Genomic DNA, 17,429 nt, shown 5'->3' on the forward strand with positions numbered 1-17,429 from the left:
GAGGAGATCGCTATTGTCTTTTTTTGACAACAAATACATCCAGCAACGTATCGAAAAAGCCGATGCGCTCAAGGCCGAGGGGATCAACCCCTACGCCAACGACTCGGCACGCAATACGACCATCGACAAGTTCCTGAACGTCAACTCCGACCTGGCGCACACAGAGACGAAACGCGACGAGAACCGCCGCTACTGCGTCGCGGGGCGCATCAAGTTCTTCCGCGTCATGGGGAAGGCCAGCTTCCTCAAGATCGAGGACGAAAGCGCCATGCTGCAGGTCTACGTCACCCGTGACAACCTGCCCGAGGGCTTTTACAACAACGTCTTCAAAAAGCAGATCGAGGTCGGTGACATCATCGAGGTCGAGGGCTTCCCCTTTGTCACCAACCAGGGCGAGCTCTCCCTGCACGTCGACGGCTTCAAGCTCCTGACCAAGGCGATCGCGCCGCTGCCGGAGAAGTTCCACGGCCTCACCGACAAAGAGATGCGCTACCGCCAGCGCTACCTCGACCTGATCATGAACAGCGAAGTGCGCAAGACCTTCAAGATCCGCAGCCAGATCATCTCGCTCACGCGCCGTTTCTTCGAGGACAAAGGCTTCCTCGAGGTTGAAACGCCGATGATGCACCCCATCGCAGGGGGCGCCAACGCCAAGCCGTTCGTGACGCACCATAACGCCCTTGGCGTCGACCGCTACCTGCGCATCGCCCCGGAGCTCTACCTCAAGCGCCTCATCGTCGGCGGCTTCGAAGCCGTCTTCGAGATCAACCGCAACTTCAGAAACGAGGGAATGGACGCGACCCACAACCCGGAGTTCACCTCCATCGAGTTCTACTGGGCCTTCAAGACCTACAAGGACCTCATTGCGTTGACCAAGGAGTACTTCGAGTACCTCTTCGACCACCTGAAGCTCCCGACGCAGCTGCCCTACGGGGAGATGGAAGTGGACTTCTCCAAATTCACGGAGATCCCGCTCATCGAGTCGCTCAGCGCGATCGGCGGCGTACCGGAATTCATTGTCCACGACAAAGAGAAGATGCTTGTCTACCTGCGCGAAAACGGATTTGACGTCAGCGACAGCCTCAATGTCGGCCAGCTCCAGGGCGAGATGTTCGACGCCTTCGTCGAGGAGAAGCTGATCAACCCGACCTTTATCACGATGTACCCGGTCGAGATCTCTCCGCTGGCGCGCCGCAACGACGCCAACCCGGCGCTCACCGACCGCTTCGAGCTCTTTATCGCGGGGCGCGAAATCGCCAACGCCTTCAGCGAGCTCAACGACCCCATCGACCAGCTCGGCCGTTTCGAGGGACAGCTTGAAGCCAAAGCCGGCGGCGACGAAGAAGCGCACGAGATGGACGAGGACTTTGTCCGCGCGCTCAGCTACGGGATGGCCCCGACGGCCGGCCAGGGGATCGGCATCGACCGTCTCGTCATGCTGCTGACCAACGAGCACTCCATCCGCGACGTGCTCCTGTTCCCGGCGATGAAGCCGCTGAAAAACGAGCTCAACCCCGCCGACGGAGACGAGGAAGAGTAAGGCTAAAAAGCGTAGGATTGATCCAAGGAAGCTGGTAGGAAGATACGTTCAGAATGCCAGAACAACAAAGTGCGGTTTAACTGCACGCGGGCCCGCCGCCAAGGCGAACCCAGTGTTAACGTAGGCAATCGGAACTTGGTCCCGATGCCGTATTTAATTCAATAAAAAGAGGAAAAAAATGAGCTTTCTGCAAGAGTTTGACAACGAAGTTTATGCCCTGTGTGAAAAAGAGCTGGAGCGCCAGACCGACCACCTTGAGATGATCGCTTCCGAGAACTTTACCCTGCCCGCCGTCATGGAGGCGATGGGTTCCGTATTCACGAACAAATACGCCGAAGGCTACCCGCAGAAACGTTACTACGGCGGATGTGAATTTGCCGATGCCGTCGAGCAGCTCGCCATCGACCGCGCCTGCGAGCTCTTCGGCTGTAAATTCGCCAACGTCCAGCCGCACGCCGGCTCCCAGGCGAACGGCGCCGTCTACGCCGCGCTGATCCAGGCGGGCGACAAGATCCTCGGGATGGACCTGAGCCACGGCGGCCACCTGACCCACGGTGCGAAGCCCAGCTTCTCGGGCAAGAACTACCAGAGCTTCACCTACGGTGTCGAGCTCGACGGCCGCATCAACTACGAGCGCGTCATGGACATCGCCCGCATCGTCCAGCCGAAGATCATCGTCTGCGGCGCTTCCGCCTATGCCAGAGAGATCGACTTCAAGAAATTCCGCGAGATCGCGGACGAAGTCGGTGCGATCCTCTTTGCGGACATCGCCCACATTGCCGGCCTCGTTGCCGCCGGTGAGCACCCGAGCCCGTTCCCGTACGCAGACGTCGTCACCACGACGACGCACAAGACACTCGCCGGCCCGCGCGGCGGTCTCATCATGACCAACGACGAAGATATCGCGAAGAAGATCAATTCCGCGATCTTCCCGGGTCTGCAGGGCGGACCGCTGGTCCACGTCATCGCCGCCAAGGCCGTCGGCTTCAAATACAACCTCTCCGACGAGTGGAAAGCGTACGCGAAGCAGGTCAAGTCCAACGCGAGCGTCCTCGCCGACGTCATCATGAAACGCGGCTACAAGGTCGTCAGCGACGGTACGGACAACCACCTCGTCCTCGTCTCCTTCCTCGACCGCGACTTCAGCGGTAAAGACGCCGATGCGGCACTGGGCCGCGCGGGCATCACCGTCAACAAGAACACCGTTCCGGGCGAATTCCGCTCGCCCTTTGTCACTTCCGGTATCCGTATCGGTTCCCCGGCGCTCACGTCCCGCGGGATGAAAGAGGAGCAGTTCGAGATCATCGCCAACCGTATCTGCGACGTTCTCGACGACATCGAGAACGAAGCCAAGCAGGCCGAGATCAAAGCAGAACTCAGAGCACTCGCCCAGCAGTTCGTCATCTACTCCCAGCCGACGTATTGATGGACAGAGAGGCCCGTTTTTTCGAACGGATCGTCCGGTCGTACTACTGGCAGAAGATGCCGGAAGTCGCCGAGCAGGTCCCGTTCGGGAACCGCACCTTCTTTTCGAAATACAAGCGCGTCGATGCGCCGCTGAGCGATACCCTGATCAACGCGCACCGCGCCCGGCAGCTCACCCTGGCCCACCCCCTTGTCGACGATGACGGTAACGTCCCTTTTATCGTGATCGACTACAACGGCGATGCGCCCAAACACTTCTACCACCATGCGGGCAAGATCCTCTCGGCACTGGGGTATGAAGACCTTGTCACCTTCCACTCGGCAAGCCCGAACCACCTGCATCTCTACGTTCCCTGCGGCGCCGCTTTACAACACGCCGTCGAAATGGGTAAAATCATTTCCCAAAAGCTGGAAGAGAAAATGAACCGGCAGTGGCGGGTCTACCCAACCGACGCGCTGCCCGATGCCTACAACATCATCAATCTTCCCTATGCCCTGTTTACAGCGGGGGGCAACAAAGGAGCCCAGTATGCCTGACGAACACCACAACGAACTCAACGATATCATCCTCAACCGAAACTCACGGGACGGTACCCGCAAAAAGATGCTTATCGGAGTCGGTACGTTGGTGATCGTGGCCATCGTCATCGTCATTATCATGGGACGCATGAGCGGCTCCGCACCGGTCCAGGTCGCCCACCCCGAAGTCGTCGCCAAACCGATTCCCACCCCGCTCACGCCGGTGGCATCCGTCAATGCGACGACCCCTGCTCCCGAACCGGAGCCGGCAGTCGAAGCGCCCGCAGCCCCCGAAATCGCCCAGCCGGTCCCGATCGCGCAGAGCGACATCATCGTTATCGATGAGACGGAACCCGAGGTCGCACCGCAACCGAAACCGGCGCCTGCCCCGGTCGTAAAACCGAAACCGGCTCCGGTGCCGACCCCTGCACCGGCAGTCGCGGGCCACCCGGCACCGGGCGACGTCTACATCCAGGTCGGCTCATTCAGCCGCTACAAGCCCAACCGCGCCTTCCTGGACAACATCAAGCGCAGCGGCTACGAGTATACCTTCCACCGCGTCGTCATCAACGGCCAGACGACGAACAAAGTCCTCGTCGGTCCGTTTACAAACCGAACCGACGCCAAAGCGCGCCTGCAGGATGTCCGCCGCAAGATCGAATCCGGCGCCTTCATCTACACCATCAAACCGTAAGAAGCGAGAGTTATGTTCCACCACACCCAGTTTATGCTCGACCAGTTCGCACCGATCGCGCTCTACCAGAAACTCAAAAATGCCTTTGCGGACGAGATCACCTTTCTGTTCGAGAGCGCCGGCAGCAGCGGCGGCAAGAACAGCATTATCCTGATCGGTGCGCGCGAGCGGCTGCAGTACCGCGAAGGCGAGATGCGCTACACGAACGGTGCGGGCGAAACCGACGTCTCGGCGGTCTCCCCGTTCGATTTCCTCAAATCCTACTACGCCGCGATCGACACCGCCCCGTACAAGGCGGTCTGCAAAAGCCTCGACATCGGCTATGCCGACGGCTTTATCGGCTACATCGGCTACGACATGGTCAAGGTATTCGAACCGGTACTGAAAAGCCACATGGAGAACCTCGAAGACCCCATGCAGGTGCCCGACCTCGACCTGATCCTGCCCAAGCTCGTCGTTGTCTACTCCCACCAGAACCACAAGGTCACCCTGCTGACGACCCTGGACGCGATGGCGGAACGCTTCGGCACCCTCGAGGCCGAGATCAAGGGCGAGTACGACTACACCCCGCTCATCCCGATGCATAACGACGAAGGGGGCAGTTTCGCCTTTACGAAAGAGCGCTTCTTCGAGATGGTGGCGGACTCCAAGGAGATGATCAAGAGCGGCGACGTCTTCCAGATCCTGATGACGAACCGCTACACCCGCAAAGCGCATGTCGACCCGTTCAGCTTCTACCGCATTCTCCGCACCAAGAACCCTTCGCCCTACATGTTCCTGATGGAGTACGAGGATTTCGCCATCGTCGGAAGCTCCCCGGAGGTCATGGTGCGCCTGCAGGAGAACGAACTGCTGCTGCGCCCCATCGCGGGGACCCGTAAACGCGGCGACACCAAAGAGCGCGACCGCGAACTCGAAGAGGAGCTGCTCGCCGATCCCAAAGAGCTTTCCGAGCACCTCATGCTCATCGACCTGGGGCGCAACGACATCGGCCGCGTCGCCAAGACCGGCACGGTCAAGGTCGAGGATATGATGCATATCGAGCGCTACTCCCACGTCATGCACATCGTCAGCGACGTCACGGCCGAACTGCGCGAGGACAAAGACATGTTCGACCTCTTCATGGCGACCTTCACCGCGGGGACCATGACCGGGGCGCCGAAGATCCGTGCGATGGAGCTCATCGCGCAGTTCGAAGGGCTCAAACGCGGCTTTTACAGCGGTGCGATCGGCTACTTCGGCTTCGACGGCAACATGGACAGCGCCATCACGATCCGCACCTCCCTCGTCAAACCGGGCGAGGTGATCCTGCAGGCGGGCGCGGGCATTGTCGCCGACTCCCAGCCCGAACTCGAGTACCTCGAAGTCCAGAACAAACTGGGCGCGCTGTTGAGCTCCCTGGAGGACCTGAAGTTTTGACCCCCTCCCTCTTCGCCATCTTCGGCGATCCCGTCCACCACTCCCGCTCGCCGCTGATGCACAACCACGTCTTCAAACGCCTGGGCTTTCCCGGCTGCTATACGCGGGTGCATCTTACCGACGGCACCAAACTGCGTAAAACCTTCTTCGACCTGGGGCTGCAGGGTGCGAACATCACCGTGCCGCACAAAGAGGCCGCCTACAGCGCCTGCGACGAGATCCGCGGTTTCGCCAAAGAGGTCGGCGTCGTCAATACGATCGTCAATGAAAACGGCAGACTCATCGGCTACAACACCGATGCCGACGGTTTCCTCTTTGCCATCCGCAACTTTGACAATGTCAACGACGTCCTGATCCTCGGCGCAGGCGGCACGGCACGGGCCCTGGCAACGAGGCTGAAGCAGGAGGGCAAAACCGTCCACGTCCTGAACCGCTCCGCCGGCCGCCTGGCCCCCTTTGCCGACGACGGCTTCGCGACGATGACCTGGGACGATTTCACCCCCAAAGGTTACGACCTCGTCGTCAACACGACCTCGGCCGGGCTCGAAGACGACAGCCTCCCCGCCCCCGAAGCCCTGCTGCTCCCGCTGCTGCGGCAGAGCCGCTACGGGGCCGATGCCATCTACGGCAAAGTGACCCCTTTTCTCGCGCTCTGTGCCGAGAACGGTCTCCAAGCCATCGACGGCGCCGAGATGCTCCTGGGCCAGGGGGTCCTGGCCAACCGTCTCTTCACCGAAGAGCGCTACAGTGCCGAGTCCATCGAAGAGGTGATGCGTGAAAGTTTTGCCTTTTAAACGCACGGCCTCGGCCCTGCTTCTGCCGCTGCTCAGCACTGCCCTCTTCGCCTACAGCGACTGCAGTTTCAAAATCGACGCCTACGAGTCCATCTGCAACAAGGCGGTCAAAGCCGGCGTCAGCGTCGACTATGCCAACCGCTACCTGCTCGATGCCCAGAGCACGCTGCGCGACGCCCAGAGCCTGCGCCTTTTCAGCCCGAAGATGATCACGGTCCACCATGCCAACGAGAAGCGTGCCAACAACGCCCTCGTCACCTTCGTACCGGCGATGGTCGAAAATCTTCGGCAGTACCGCGGCGCCTATGACGAAGCGGAACGGCGCTTCGGCGTCAACCGCGAGGTCGTCGCGGCCATTCTCGCCAAGGAAACGCGTCTGGGGCGCGTGGGATGCACCCACGACGCCTTCACCGTCTTCAACACGCTCGTACGGGAGCTCCCCGCCGACAGCGAACGCAACAGGGGCCTCCTTGCCATGGCCGAGCGCAACATCGTCTCCCTGATGGCGTTCTGCTACACCAACGCCATTACCCCGGGCACCTGCCGCTTCAAAAGCTCCTATGCCGGGGCCGTCGGCATCTCCCAGTTCATGCCGCAGAACTTCTACCTCGTCGAGAGCTACGGCCAAGGCCCGGGCGACCTGCAGAAGATGGAGGACGCCATTCTCTCGACCGCGCGCTACCTGCATGACAATGCCGGCTTTACGGTGCTGATCGACTGGAAAAAGTTCCCCCTGATGCCCGAGGTTGAAGAGGCGTGGTACGACTACGACTTTGCGACCGACAACGCCTCCTTCGCCTTTGACAAGGGGCGCAACGGCCGCACCTACAACTGCTACGCCTGCGGCAAACCGGAACTCGGCTATCTCAGCGGCTATGTCAAAAAGATCATGCGCTACAACAACTCCAGCAACTATGCCGTGGGCGTGCTGCGTCTCGCCTACGACGCCTTTACCCTTTCCAACAAATAACCCTACGCCCAGTCGTGCAGGTGGGCGTGGGTGTGTTCGCTGCCGTCGTGGGTATGGCGGTGGCGGTGCAGCAGTCTGGCCTCGTCGAGGATGTGCAGGTCGTCAAAGAGGGCATCGACCGGGCCGTCGTAATGCAGGGTATGGTCGGGACCGAGTACGAGGGCGCGCGTCCCCAGCTCGCGGCCGAGGCTGAGGTTGTGCGTGCAGAGCAGCGTCGTGATCTTCATCTCCTGCAGCAGCTCCACCAGCCACCCCGTCGTCGGCGGGTCCAGGTGCGCCGTCGGTTCGTCCATCATCAGGAACTTCGGCTCGACGGCCAGCAGGGATGCCAGCAGCACCCGCTGCTTTTCGCCGCCGCTGAGCCGGTAGGGAGCGCGTTCGAGCAGCCTCGCCACCCCGAACAGCTCCGCGAAGTGCTTTACCCTCTCATCGACGTTGTCAAACCCGAAAGTCCGCGGCCCGAAGGCGATCTCTTCGTAGACGCTCGTATTGAACAGCATGCTGTTGGGGTCCTGCATCTGCAGCACGTTCTCGCGCCTGAATGTCCCCTTGTTCGCTTTGAGAAAGCGTTTGTCCATCGGCACCCCGCCGTAGAGGATCTCGCCGCTTTTGGGCTGCTCCAGCCCGTTGAGGAGTTTGAGCAGGGTCGACTTGCCCGAACCGTTGATCCCGAAGAGCACGAGTTTCTCCCCTTCTTCTATCGTAAAGGAGATGTCGCGCAGCAGCGGATGCTTCTCCCCTTCGAAATCGGTCGCGTCGAAACTGACGTTGCGGCACTCAATCATCCATCACCCCCCGTGATCGCATCCCCATCGCATTCTCCTGCGACAGCGAAAGTGTCTTGTACATAAAATAGTAGAGCTGCGCCAGCAGCGCATGCAGCCTTGTGCCGTGCTGCCGTCCTGCGTTGCGGCTCCGCAGCCCCTCCGAGAATGCCGCGTAGGAGCGCATGAACGCGATGATCTGCGAGACGCAGAGCGTGTAGAGCAGCGAGAGTGTGCGCGAAAAGGCGAGTGCGCGGGCCATATTGATGCGCGACACCAGGGTGAAGGTCATCAGCGTCATCGCCAGGGCGCGCAGGTTGATCAGCAGCAGGGCCGCTTCGGGAAATCCGAAGAAGCGGTGGGCCAGGAAATAGGCCAGCGTGACGGTCACGTTAAAGAGCAGCAGCGCCGCGACCGCCCGGCGCAGCAGCAGCCAGCGCCGCCGCCCGCCCAGCGCGACGAGCAGCAGCAACAGCGCGGCGATCACCCTTATGTCATGGATATAGCCCAGCGCCACGATCCCGGCGAGATACGCAAAAAGCCACAGACGTTCAAACCGCATCGAACACCCCTTTGAAATAGCGCTTCAGGAAACGCACCATCATGAGCGTCACGGCCCCCTCGGCGAATCCCGCTATGAGATGCGGGATCATGATGCTCGGCAGCGTCACCTCCAGGCCGAAGGGGAAAAAGAGCGGTTTGCCCCCGGCGTCGTGGGCGATCAGCGGCTGGATGCCCAGTACGAACGCGACGATCACCGCCGGGATGACCAGTCCGAACCAGCCCGCCGCGAAAAGGGCCGCGCTCTCCGAAAAGCGTTTCACGAAGCGGTAGACGGTATAGGCGGAGACGGACCCGGCAAAGGCGATCGCGATGACGTGCACCCCGTACGCGGTGATCCCCCCTTCCCCGAACAGCAGTGCCTGCACCAGCAGTACCAGGGAGAGCGCCCCGAAGGCCGTCCAGGGGCCGAACAGTACCGCCATCAGCCCCACCCCTCCCAGGTGTACCGAGGTCCCGCCGGGCATCGGGATCGCGAAGAGCATCGCGACGAAACTGAACGCGCTCACCGCCGCGACCCCGGCGATCTTATCGGCATCGAGCTCGGCGCGCTTCAGCGCCAGGAGAATGAGCCCCGCCGCCACGGCCGTGGCCGGGAGGTAGGTGGCCGGGGAGAGAAAACCGTCCGGGATATGCATCTGTTTGCCTTTAAAAGAGGGTCGAGAAGGTAAAGATCAACCGGTAGCGCTCTTTGCCTTCGGAACCCTGCTGGAGATCCGCTTCGTTCAGGTCCGTCGCCGTCGGCAGTTTCACGCCCATTGCGGCCGAAACGGTCTTGTAGGTCAGACGCATGCCGGGCGTCGTATAGAGGATCGAACCGCCCGTCGCTTCGGCGCCGACGCCGTCCTCTTCGTCACGCCCGAGGTAGAGGTAGTTTGCCTCGAGGGAGGCATCCAGGCGGAGCCGCGATTTGGGCAGCTCATAGACCCTTGCAGTGAGTGCGCCGTTGACGCGGATTTCATCCCCGAAGCGCAGCTTTGTGCCGTCGTCGTAGGTGTGTTCGAAAAAGGTATTGTACGAACAGTCGCCCACGAAAGTAAAGGCGTTCCCGAACCACTTGGTCATGCTGGCCCCGGCCATCAATGAGGGTTCGCCGAACCCCGTCTGCATCCCCGGGTCGATGAGTGCGCCGCTGCCGTCCTTGCGTTCGGAGTCCCCCGTGGGCAGGGTGCCGTTCACGAAGAGCGTAAAGTGCCAATCCTCCATGTCATCCAGGCTCTCGTTTTTGCGTGCGAGTTTGAACCCCTCGTCATAGACCAGGCCCAGCACGAGCTGGAGATTGACGTCATGGAAGCCCGACACCATTGTCGCGTCGTCCAGCGCCTTCGTATAGTAGGGCATGAACACATACGCACTCAGGTAGGGGGTCGCCCCGTAGCCCAGTCCGTAGAGCCAGTAGTCCGTCCGCTCCATTTCGCCGTCTTTGGCACTTGTATAGGTTTTGTACTTCGCGTGGTCGAGCTTCAGGTATCCCAGGAACGATCCCTCCGGAAGCGTCGTTGAACTGGTCGTCTCCAGCGGTGCCCCCGGACCGTCGACGCCCGTCAGGCTGATCGAAGGCACCCCGTGGTGCCCCCATGCAGCGGCACAGGCCAATGCCGTCATTCCCAATACTTTTTTCATTTCCCTCTCCTTTTTTTATAAAAATACAGCCCGCCGAACAGCGCGAAGATCAGCGCCAGCCCGACGAAGACCTTCTGGAACTTCTCGAACAGCGGCCGGTCATACCCGCCCAGGGCCAGTTGATCGTCAACGGTGATCTCCACCGTCGCGCCGTGGCCGTCCTCGCCGAAGGCCTTGAGCGTCCACACCCCCTGTTTCGTCGGCAGGAAACAGAGCGACGACATTTTGTCCGTCCGTCCGACCTGGTAGGGAATGGTCTCGCCGGGGGCGTAGAGCTCGTAGGACTGGTAGGAAAAATCGCTCTGATCGGCATAGGAGAAGGAGACGGCGATGCACTCCGCATGCGACACCCGGTGCACGAGGTCATGGGCGAAGAGCAGCGGCGCCAGTATCATTAGAGCAAAAAGCCATCGCATCACTTCACCTCCAGGTTCAGCGTGGCGTTGTAGAGGCGCTCGGCGACCGGGGCACCCCGGAGCGGCTCTCTCAGGGTGGCGCGGATGAGCTGCAGCCCCGCGTGGCGGATACGGACATTGATATGTCCCGCTTCGTCCGTCGTGCCGACGACCCGGCCCTCATAGGCAACGACCGCACCCGCTTTCGGTATACCGTCAAAGGTCGCGAGGATCCGCATCTTGTCCCCCTCTTCCAGGGTTGACGGGTCCCGGCTGAAACTCAGTTCAAACCCTTTTCCCAGCGGCGTAAAGTCCGCCGGCCGGTTCAGGCGCTTGACGCTTTCGATACTCTCCCAGCTTCGGATCACCATCGAGGGGTTCGCCTCCGCCGCCGCGACGATGCCGTAGGGTGTTTTGGCGTAATTGCCCAGGTGCAGGACAACCATCGCACTGTCGCACTCCGTGCCGAGACGTTCCGAAACGCCGAACGGTCCCTTTACCTCGTCAGTCGTGCCGTTACGGCGGCAGTAGCGCTCCGATGGAAACCGCTGCGGCACCTCGTCCTTATGGGCATGCTCCCCCGCGTCCGCCGCGAGGTGGCCGCGCTGCAGTGCACCCGAAGCGTCGATCCAGTAGTCGTGGGCCGAAAGCGTCGCCGCCGTCATCGCCATGAGAAGAAGTCGGTACATCCATCCCTCCAAACCAGCCTGTGACGGCTGTAATGAATCATTATTCACCTGCATCTTAAAGAAGGATCACTAAAGCCGCACTAAACGATCCCACTTCTTATATCGATTTGGGACCAAATAACGCCTTATCGTCTCGATTTACATACGGTTCCATGCCGCGTGACGATACATTACAAAAAACTGCTACACTGACAGGAAACAATTTCCCGCTTTTCAAGGAGCCGCCATGCACCCGATCCGCCCGCTTCTTCTGTCGCTGTTTGCCTCCCCCCTCCTCTTTGCCGCCACCCTTTCGCCCTCTTCGACAGAGACTTCCCTCGTCATCTACAACGCCGGCATCGGGCTGGTGCATGAAAAACGGCAGCTCAGCGTCGAGAAGGGAAAACAGAGCGTCGTCTACCCCGGCGTGGCAACGACGGTGCAGACCGACGCCGTCAGCGTACGGCTACCGGAGGGCGTAACGCTCTATTCGCAGCAGTACCGCTTCGACAAGATCACCCTCGCCAAGATCATCGAGGCCAATATCGGCAAGCGTGTCCGGTTTAAAACAGGCGGTAAGGAGAAACCGGAGATAGGCGGCGGGACGCTCCTGGCGGCATCGCCCGCCGTCGTGCAGACCGACCGCGGCATCGAGAGCGGGATACGCAACGAGGATTTCATCTTCGACGCCATCCCCGACACGCTCATCATGAAGCCCTCCCTCGTCTGGAACGTCGAGGCCTCCAAACCGATCCGGGGCGAGATGGCGCTGGACTACCTCATAGGCAGCATCCAGTGGAAGAGCGACTACACCCTCACCCTGGACGGCGACAAAGGGGACCTGACGGGATGGATCACCGTCGACAACCGCTCGGGCAAACGTTTCGAGAACACGAAGCTGCACCTGCTCGCGGGGGAGATCAACCGAGCCGCCCAGCCGCGTCTCTATGTCGGCAAGGTGATGATGGAAGCTGCGGCGGCGCCGGTGGCAGAACAGGCCGTCGAGGGGTACCATCTCTACAGCGTCCCCTTCAAGGTAACCCTCGCCGACAATGAGAAGACGCAGATACGCTTTATCGACCGGCCGTCGCATGCGCTCAAACGTCGCTATGAGGTGACCATGCCCTCCCCGCTGCAGAGCGGCGCGGAGCTGAAACGACCCGTCAGCCAGTTCGTCGACCTCGAAGGCTTCGACATCCCGCTGCCCGCAGGCACGGTGCGCACCTACGCCGAAACGGACGGCACGACCATCCTGCTGGGCGAGAGCGCGCTGGACAACACCCCCAAAGACGAGACGGTCACCCTGCGCCTGGGAACAAACTTCGACCTCGTCGCCAAGAGCACGCTGGTGACGCGCCAGGACGAAGGTCTCTACTGGGACCTTACCGTCTCCTACCGCCTCTCCAACCGCTCCGACGCTGCCAAGCGCGTCGATGTCCTTGTCCCCGGCGTCTCCTCGGACAGCAAAACGACAATAAAAAGCACGCTCTCCTACGAGCGCCGCGACGGCTACACCCTCCGCTTCTCGCCGACGCTGAAAGCGGGCGAGACCAAAACGTGGCAGGTCTCCTACCGGATCTCCAAGCCCTAAGCTTTTTACGCTCCTATAAACGCCGCCAGCGCCTTCACCGGCAGCGGCGCGTCGCACTGCAGGACAAATCGGTACGCCTGCTCAGGCTGTGAGAGCGGCTTGACCCTGCTCTGCTGCATGGCAAGGACCGCTTCGTCCGCTTCGGAGACGTCATTGCCCTTCTCGCTGCGTATCCGAATACGGCGCAGAAGTTCCTCTCCACTGCATTCGATGTCCAAAATGACAAATGGCACGCCCATACGCGCGGCCAGTTCGGCAAAGGGCTCGCGCTGTTCCGGCGCGAGGAAGGTCGCGTCGGCGACGGCGCTGCAGCCCGCTTCCAACAGTGTTGCAGCAAGCATTTCGAGCCTGCCGTAGGTCGCCGCCGTTGCCTCTGCCGTGTAGATGTCGACTTCTTCCCCTTCGCTGCGGAAAAGGCGCATCCGCTCGATGTCCGAGCGCAGGCGCAGCGCGCCGAAGGCCTCGACGGCTTCCAGGGCCAGGGTGCTCTTGCCCGAAGCGGATACGCCGTGCATGATCATCAGAAAAGGATGATTCTTCTCCCCGTAGCTTTTTGCCAGTGCGATATAGGCCCGCACTTCGTCGACGACCCTTTCGCGCGCCTCCTCCGCAATGTCCTGAGCGGCATGAAGGGCAAGCACTTTCGCCCGCACCATGGCCCGGTAGGTCTTGTAAAAGGGCAGAAGGGCCACGGCGGCGTAGTCGCCCGTATGTTCAAGGTAGCGGTTGAGGATGCGGCGGCTCTGCCGGGCGAGTCCCCTGTACTCCAGATCCATCAGCAAAAAAGCGAGGTCGCTGATGACGTCGATGTGGTTGAGGTAGGGGTTGAACTCGATGGCGTCGAAGAGCATGGGCCTGCCCTCGAAGAGCGCCATGTTGTGCAGGTGCATGTCCCCGTGGACTTCGCGCACGAAGCCATCATCGCGCCGGCGCTGCAACAGCAGGGTCAGGCGTGCATGCTCCGCCCGCGTCCACTGCTCCAGCGCCGCGACGTCCGCGGCCAGGTCGCCGTCGCGGTGCAGGGAGGCCATGAGGTCGAAGTTCTCCTGCATCGGCATGACAACCCTCGCGGGCGTACCGTAGTCGCTGTCAGGATCGACAACGGGCGCGCCGTCGTGCATGGCGGCGGCCGTGTCGGCGACGGCGTCGCACTCTTCGCCGGTGAGTCCCTGCGCAGAAGCGATATTGTCGAGCTGGGCCCCGGCGTCGAAGCGGCGCATCTTGACGGCGTACTCTATGGCCGCGCCCTCCCCGTCCAGCTCCGGTGCCTCGACACTGCCCGTGACGGCGACGACCCCCAGGTAGAGCAGCGGGGCGTAACGGCCGTTGATGCGCACCTCCTCCTGGCAGAAATGCTTGCGGCGCTCGAGGGTGGAGTAGTCCAGGAAACCGAAATCGACGGGTTTTTTCAGCTTGTAAACGACGTCTTTGGCGATGATGACGCTGGAGATGTGGGTCTGGATAAGGGAGGATTCCGGCTGCCCCAGCAGCCGAAGCAGGTTGCGCACCAGCCGGTCGTGGTCGCGCTCGGTCATTTTTGCCTAGACCTTGACGCGGTCTTCGAGGGCCCGGGCGAGGGAGAGCATGTCGATGTTCTCCAGGCTCACGCCCGTCGGGACCCCCTGGGCGATCCGCGTGAACCGCACGTCCATCCCCTGCAACTTGTCCTCGATGTAAAGGATGACGGCGTCAGTGGCGATGGAGGGCGTCAGCGCAAAGATGATCTCCTCGACGCCGCTGCCCGCCGTGGCGCGCAGGTGGTCGATATCGAGGCGGTCGAGAGCGTCGAGGACGTAGTAGCGGCCGCCGAAAAGCCCGTTCTCCTCGATGGTGAGAATGTCCTTTGCGTTCTCGACGATGCACAGCAGCGACACGTCGCGCCCCTCGTCGGAGCAGACGCCGCAGAGCTCATCCTCGCTCATCCCCCCGCAGGAGCGGCACTTTTTGATGCTGCCGACGGCATCCTCGATGGCGTGGGCAATCTTCATCGCCCCGAAGCTGTCGTGCATCAGCATGTGGTAGGCCAGGCGGGTCGCCGACTTCTGTCCCACGGTCGGGAGCTCCTGCAGGGCGTCGACAAGGCGCGTAAACTTCTCAAGGCTGTGTTTCATAGCGCTATTTTAGCGTAAAGCCGCCCCGGTGGGCGCTGCCGCCTGAAAGATTTTTCAGCAATTTCGCCGGGAACGGCGATGATAGAAAACCTTTACCTGTTCCGGCCTAGAATAAGGGATTGCAGTAGCAAAAGGAGTAGCGCGATGGCAGAGTTTGACCCCGAAGCTTACCGGCAGATGGTCCGTTCCTACCAGGAGCGCGACGACCCGCTGGGGTGGTTCGACAGCATCTACAGCAGCGCCGACGGCGACCACACCGCCGTCTTCTGGGCCGACCTCGCCCCCAACCCCTACCTGACCGGCTGGCTCAAAGCGCACCCCCTCGCACCGGGGGAAAAGCAGCGGGCCATTGCCGTCGGCTGCGGGGTCGGTGACGACGCCGAAGAGCTCTCCGCCTACGGCTACGACGTCACCGCCTTCGACATCGCCCCCAGCGCCATCGCGCTCTGCAAAAACCGCTACCCCGACAGCAAAGTGGAGTACCTCATCGCCGACCTGTTCGACTACCCAGAAGCGTGGAGAGGAGCCTACGACGTCGTCTACGAATGCAACACCATCCAGGTGCTGCCGGGCAAGTACCGCATCATGGCCCGCGACGCCATGGTCTCGCTCATGGCCCCCGGCGGCACCATCCTCGTCTCCTGCCGCAGCCGCCTGGCCGGGGAACAGGAAGAAGCAATCCCCCTCCCCCTCGACAAAGACGAGATAGGCGGCTTCGTCCGCGCAGGCCTGAACGAGGAGAGTTTCGTCGCCTACGACGATGACCAGCCCCCGCCGGTGCCGCACTTCTTTGCTACCTACCGAAAACCGCTCTAGCCGAGCAACTCCGCACCGAGTTCTCGGATTTTCCACTCTCCAATGTATGATTAACACCGAATTGTGCCAATAGACCTACATCTTGTTAATCTATCACCGGATATCGATAATAGTCATACATCCATTTTTGCATTACAGCACACCAAACAGTTTAATATATTGCATATTGTTATTCTTTTTGCAGGTTTTTCTAACCAAAAAAGTTCTATAGTACACTAAAATGTAAACTAATTAATAGTTATCGTGAAAGAGAAAAAGTATGAAAATAGAATGTATTAATTGTTCATATGTTGAAATAACAGATGATGATGGCAGTAAGTATTGTTTGGCTAGTGATATATTTTTAAATATTATTGAAGAACAAAAAAAGGATATTAAAAGTAACAGTCCTTACCCATATATCTATGGTACAGCAGCATTGCAAAGTTTTTATGACACATACCCGGAATGTTGTATTTAAATGCGAGATAACAAATCAAAGGAGACCAATCAAAAACCCGCGGGCGGCTTTTTGATTGCTCATTTTAAACGTTATCTTAAAAAGGAGTATAGATGCTTGCATGGGGAATAGGTATTGTGGTTGTACTGACTGCACTTTATTTTTTGGCCAAAAAATTCGAAAGCCTGAAAAATGTGCCAACAGAAAAATTGTATGAAACACTGGAAGATGAGAATCAATACAGGTTTTGGTTCAAATCAATCGAGGAACTTGTGCGCAGAGGTGAAGATATGACATATCTGAAAAACAAGCTCCTGGATGGTTTGGAATCTACCATTCTTAGAGATAGAGTTTTTGCTTCAGAGTCCTACAAAGCAATTTTTCCAAATGTATTACAGTCTATTGGATATAAACCGAACAAAGAGCCGGATGAAGATATGCGTGTCAAACTTGCAGCCCTAAGAACGAAATAGGAAATCGAATTATGAAATATGTCGGAATTATTTTATTAGTCCTGGTTGGATACTTTATTTGGCACTTCGTCATTCAAAACAAGCCCATTGTCATAGCAACATCAAATTCAGGCAAAAAGGTTTCCGGAACTCTAAAGTTACCAATACAAGCCAATCAATTGACTATTCAAATTCAAAACAATGAACATAACACTGTTATTACAGGCATCAAAGTATCCAGAGATGTGCATGACAGTTTGGGATTATCTGCTCCTAATGGCTTTCATCAAGAAGCAATGGCATTTGAAGATAGCGATGACACTGAAACAAAAGAATACGTAAAAAAATTCAATGCAGAGACTGTTCGGTATGATGGCAACTATAAAATCGGACCAAACCAAAAGGCAGAGCTGATCTTCCCAATAACCAATCTGGATGATTTACACGGGGAAATAGACTTTACATATGAACATAAACTTGGGTTTGGCGGTTCGATTTCCTTCTTTTCTGTACAGCTAAATCCTGAAAGAAAATCATCTGATGAAGACAATCTCACAAGTAATGGATAATCGTCATAAGATAACAAATCACAGGAGACCAATCAAAAACCCGCGGGCGGCTTTTTGATTGCTCATTTTAAACGTTATA

General features: G+C 59.2%; 20 protein-coding genes. 12 read left to right on the forward strand and 8 right to left on the reverse strand.

Translation table 11 applies throughout. The features are described from left to right. Nucleotides 1-13: 13 nt before the first annotated feature. The 7 genes from lysS to WCX18_RS06880 all read left to right on the forward strand — a co-directional run bounded on the left by lysS (nucleotide 14) and on the right by WCX18_RS06880 (nucleotide 7,361). A complete protein-coding gene (gene lysS / locus WCX18_RS06850; RefSeq protein ID WP_345986890.1) occupies nucleotides 14-1,540 on the forward strand; it encodes a lysine--tRNA ligase in 1,527 nt (508 codons plus the stop codon). Between the two features lie 178 nt (nucleotides 1,541-1,718). Continuing rightward, nucleotides 1,719-2,966, forward strand: a complete 1,248-nt coding sequence (locus tag WCX18_RS06855) for a serine hydroxymethyltransferase (protein WP_345986891.1) — start codon at nucleotides 1,719-1,721, stop codon at nucleotides 2,964-2,966. Continuing rightward, the gene (locus WCX18_RS06860; protein WP_345990776.1) at nucleotides 2,966-3,502 is read left to right on the forward strand and encodes a DUF1882 domain-containing protein; all 537 of its coding nucleotides are present in this window, start codon (nucleotides 2,966-2,968) and stop codon (nucleotides 3,500-3,502) included. The genes WCX18_RS06855 and WCX18_RS06860 overlap by 1 nt, the downstream gene beginning before the upstream one ends. Next, nucleotides 3,495-4,178 (forward strand): SPOR domain-containing protein, encoded by a 684-nt coding sequence (locus tag WCX18_RS06865; RefSeq protein ID WP_345986892.1) that lies wholly within the window; start codon nucleotides 3,495-3,497, stop codon nucleotides 4,176-4,178. The genes WCX18_RS06860 and WCX18_RS06865 overlap by 8 nt, the downstream gene beginning before the upstream one ends. Nucleotides 4,179-4,190: 12 nt before the next feature. Next, nucleotides 4,191-5,597, forward strand: a complete 1,407-nt coding sequence (locus WCX18_RS06870; RefSeq protein ID WP_345986893.1) for a chorismate-binding protein — start codon at nucleotides 4,191-4,193, stop codon at nucleotides 5,595-5,597. Beyond that, nucleotides 5,594-6,391: a shikimate dehydrogenase gene (locus WCX18_RS06875; RefSeq protein WP_345986894.1), complete on the forward strand. Its 798-nt coding sequence runs from the start codon at nucleotides 5,594-5,596 to the stop codon at nucleotides 6,389-6,391. Before WCX18_RS06870 ends, WCX18_RS06875 begins: the two co-directional genes overlap by 4 nt. Continuing rightward, nucleotides 6,372-7,361, forward strand: a complete 990-nt coding sequence (locus WCX18_RS06880; protein ID WP_345986895.1) for a lytic murein transglycosylase — start codon at nucleotides 6,372-6,374, stop codon at nucleotides 7,359-7,361. The genes WCX18_RS06875 and WCX18_RS06880 overlap by 20 nt, the downstream gene beginning before the upstream one ends. 2 nt (nucleotides 7,362-7,363) lie before the next feature. Here the strand turns inward: WCX18_RS06880 and WCX18_RS06885 are convergent, their stop codons facing one another. The 6 genes from WCX18_RS06885 to WCX18_RS06910 are packed head-to-tail and all read right to left on the reverse strand — an operon-like array spanning nucleotide 7,364 to nucleotide 11,393. After that, nucleotides 7,364-8,146, reverse strand: coding sequence for an ABC transporter ATP-binding protein (locus WCX18_RS06885; RefSeq protein WP_345986896.1), 783 nt, complete (start codon nucleotides 8,144-8,146; stop codon nucleotides 7,364-7,366). Then, nucleotides 8,139-8,687 (reverse strand): hypothetical protein, encoded by a 549-nt coding sequence (locus WCX18_RS06890; protein WP_345986897.1) that lies wholly within the window; start codon nucleotides 8,685-8,687, stop codon nucleotides 8,139-8,141. Before WCX18_RS06890 ends, WCX18_RS06885 begins: the two co-directional genes overlap by 8 nt. Continuing rightward, complete coding sequence (locus WCX18_RS06895; RefSeq protein ID WP_345986898.1) at nucleotides 8,677-9,324, reverse strand: energy-coupling factor ABC transporter permease; 648 nt, start codon at nucleotides 9,322-9,324, stop codon at nucleotides 8,677-8,679. Before WCX18_RS06895 ends, WCX18_RS06890 begins: the two co-directional genes overlap by 11 nt. 10 nt (nucleotides 9,325-9,334) lie before the next feature. Continuing rightward, on the reverse strand, nucleotides 9,335-10,309 hold the full coding sequence (locus WCX18_RS06900; protein WP_345986899.1) for a transporter: 975 nt from the start codon (nucleotides 10,307-10,309) through the stop codon (nucleotides 9,335-9,337). Continuing rightward, the gene (locus tag WCX18_RS06905; protein ID WP_345986900.1) at nucleotides 10,306-10,725 is read right to left on the reverse strand and encodes a hypothetical protein; all 420 of its coding nucleotides are present in this window, start codon (nucleotides 10,723-10,725) and stop codon (nucleotides 10,306-10,308) included. Before WCX18_RS06905 ends, WCX18_RS06900 begins: the two co-directional genes overlap by 4 nt. Then, on the reverse strand, nucleotides 10,725-11,393 hold the full coding sequence (locus WCX18_RS06910; RefSeq protein WP_345986901.1) for a hypothetical protein: 669 nt from the start codon (nucleotides 11,391-11,393) through the stop codon (nucleotides 10,725-10,727). The genes WCX18_RS06905 and WCX18_RS06910 overlap by 1 nt, the downstream gene beginning before the upstream one ends. A gap of 226 nt (nucleotides 11,394-11,619) precedes the next feature. Here WCX18_RS06910 and WCX18_RS06915 point away from each other — a divergent pair, with 226 nt between their 5' ends. Continuing rightward, on the forward strand, nucleotides 11,620-12,963 hold the full coding sequence (locus tag WCX18_RS06915; protein ID WP_345986902.1) for a hypothetical protein: 1,344 nt from the start codon (nucleotides 11,620-11,622) through the stop codon (nucleotides 12,961-12,963). Between the two features lie 5 nt (nucleotides 12,964-12,968). Here the strand turns inward: WCX18_RS06915 and WCX18_RS06920 are convergent, their stop codons facing one another. Together WCX18_RS06920 and recR are read right to left on the reverse strand one after the other, a co-directional pair. Then, nucleotides 12,969-14,498: an AAA family ATPase gene (locus tag WCX18_RS06920; RefSeq protein ID WP_345986903.1), complete on the reverse strand. Its 1,530-nt coding sequence runs from the start codon at nucleotides 14,496-14,498 to the stop codon at nucleotides 12,969-12,971. 6 nt (nucleotides 14,499-14,504) lie between these two features. Beyond that, complete coding sequence (gene recR / locus WCX18_RS06925) at nucleotides 14,505-15,074, reverse strand: recombination mediator RecR (protein ID WP_231018133.1); 570 nt, start codon at nucleotides 15,072-15,074, stop codon at nucleotides 14,505-14,507. A gap of 144 nt (nucleotides 15,075-15,218) precedes the next feature. Between recR and WCX18_RS06930 the strand changes: the two genes are divergently transcribed. The 4 genes from WCX18_RS06930 to WCX18_RS06945 all read left to right on the forward strand — a co-directional run bounded on the left by WCX18_RS06930 (nucleotide 15,219) and on the right by WCX18_RS06945 (nucleotide 17,350). Continuing rightward, nucleotides 15,219-15,890 carry a class I SAM-dependent methyltransferase gene (locus WCX18_RS06930; protein ID WP_345986904.1) on the forward strand — a complete coding sequence of 224 codons (672 nt, stop codon included), beginning with the start codon at nucleotides 15,219-15,221 and terminating at the stop codon, nucleotides 15,888-15,890. Between the two features lie 259 nt (nucleotides 15,891-16,149). Next, nucleotides 16,150-16,350, forward strand: coding sequence for a hypothetical protein (locus tag WCX18_RS06935; RefSeq protein ID WP_345986905.1), 201 nt, complete (start codon nucleotides 16,150-16,152; stop codon nucleotides 16,348-16,350). Between the two features lie 92 nt (nucleotides 16,351-16,442). Beyond that, entirely contained in the window at nucleotides 16,443-16,802 is a 360-nt protein-coding gene (locus WCX18_RS06940) for a hypothetical protein (protein ID WP_345986906.1), read from the forward strand. A gap of 11 nt (nucleotides 16,803-16,813) precedes the next feature. Then, on the forward strand, nucleotides 16,814-17,350 hold the full coding sequence (locus tag WCX18_RS06945) for a hypothetical protein (RefSeq protein ID WP_345986907.1): 537 nt from the start codon (nucleotides 16,814-16,816) through the stop codon (nucleotides 17,348-17,350). Nucleotides 17,351-17,429: the final 79 nt, after the last annotated feature.

The organism is Sulfurimonas sp. HSL1-2 (genome assembly GCF_039645565.1).
Taxonomy (GTDB): domain Bacteria; phylum Campylobacterota; class Campylobacteria; order Campylobacterales; family Sulfurimonadaceae; genus Thiomicrolovo; species Thiomicrolovo zhangzhouensis.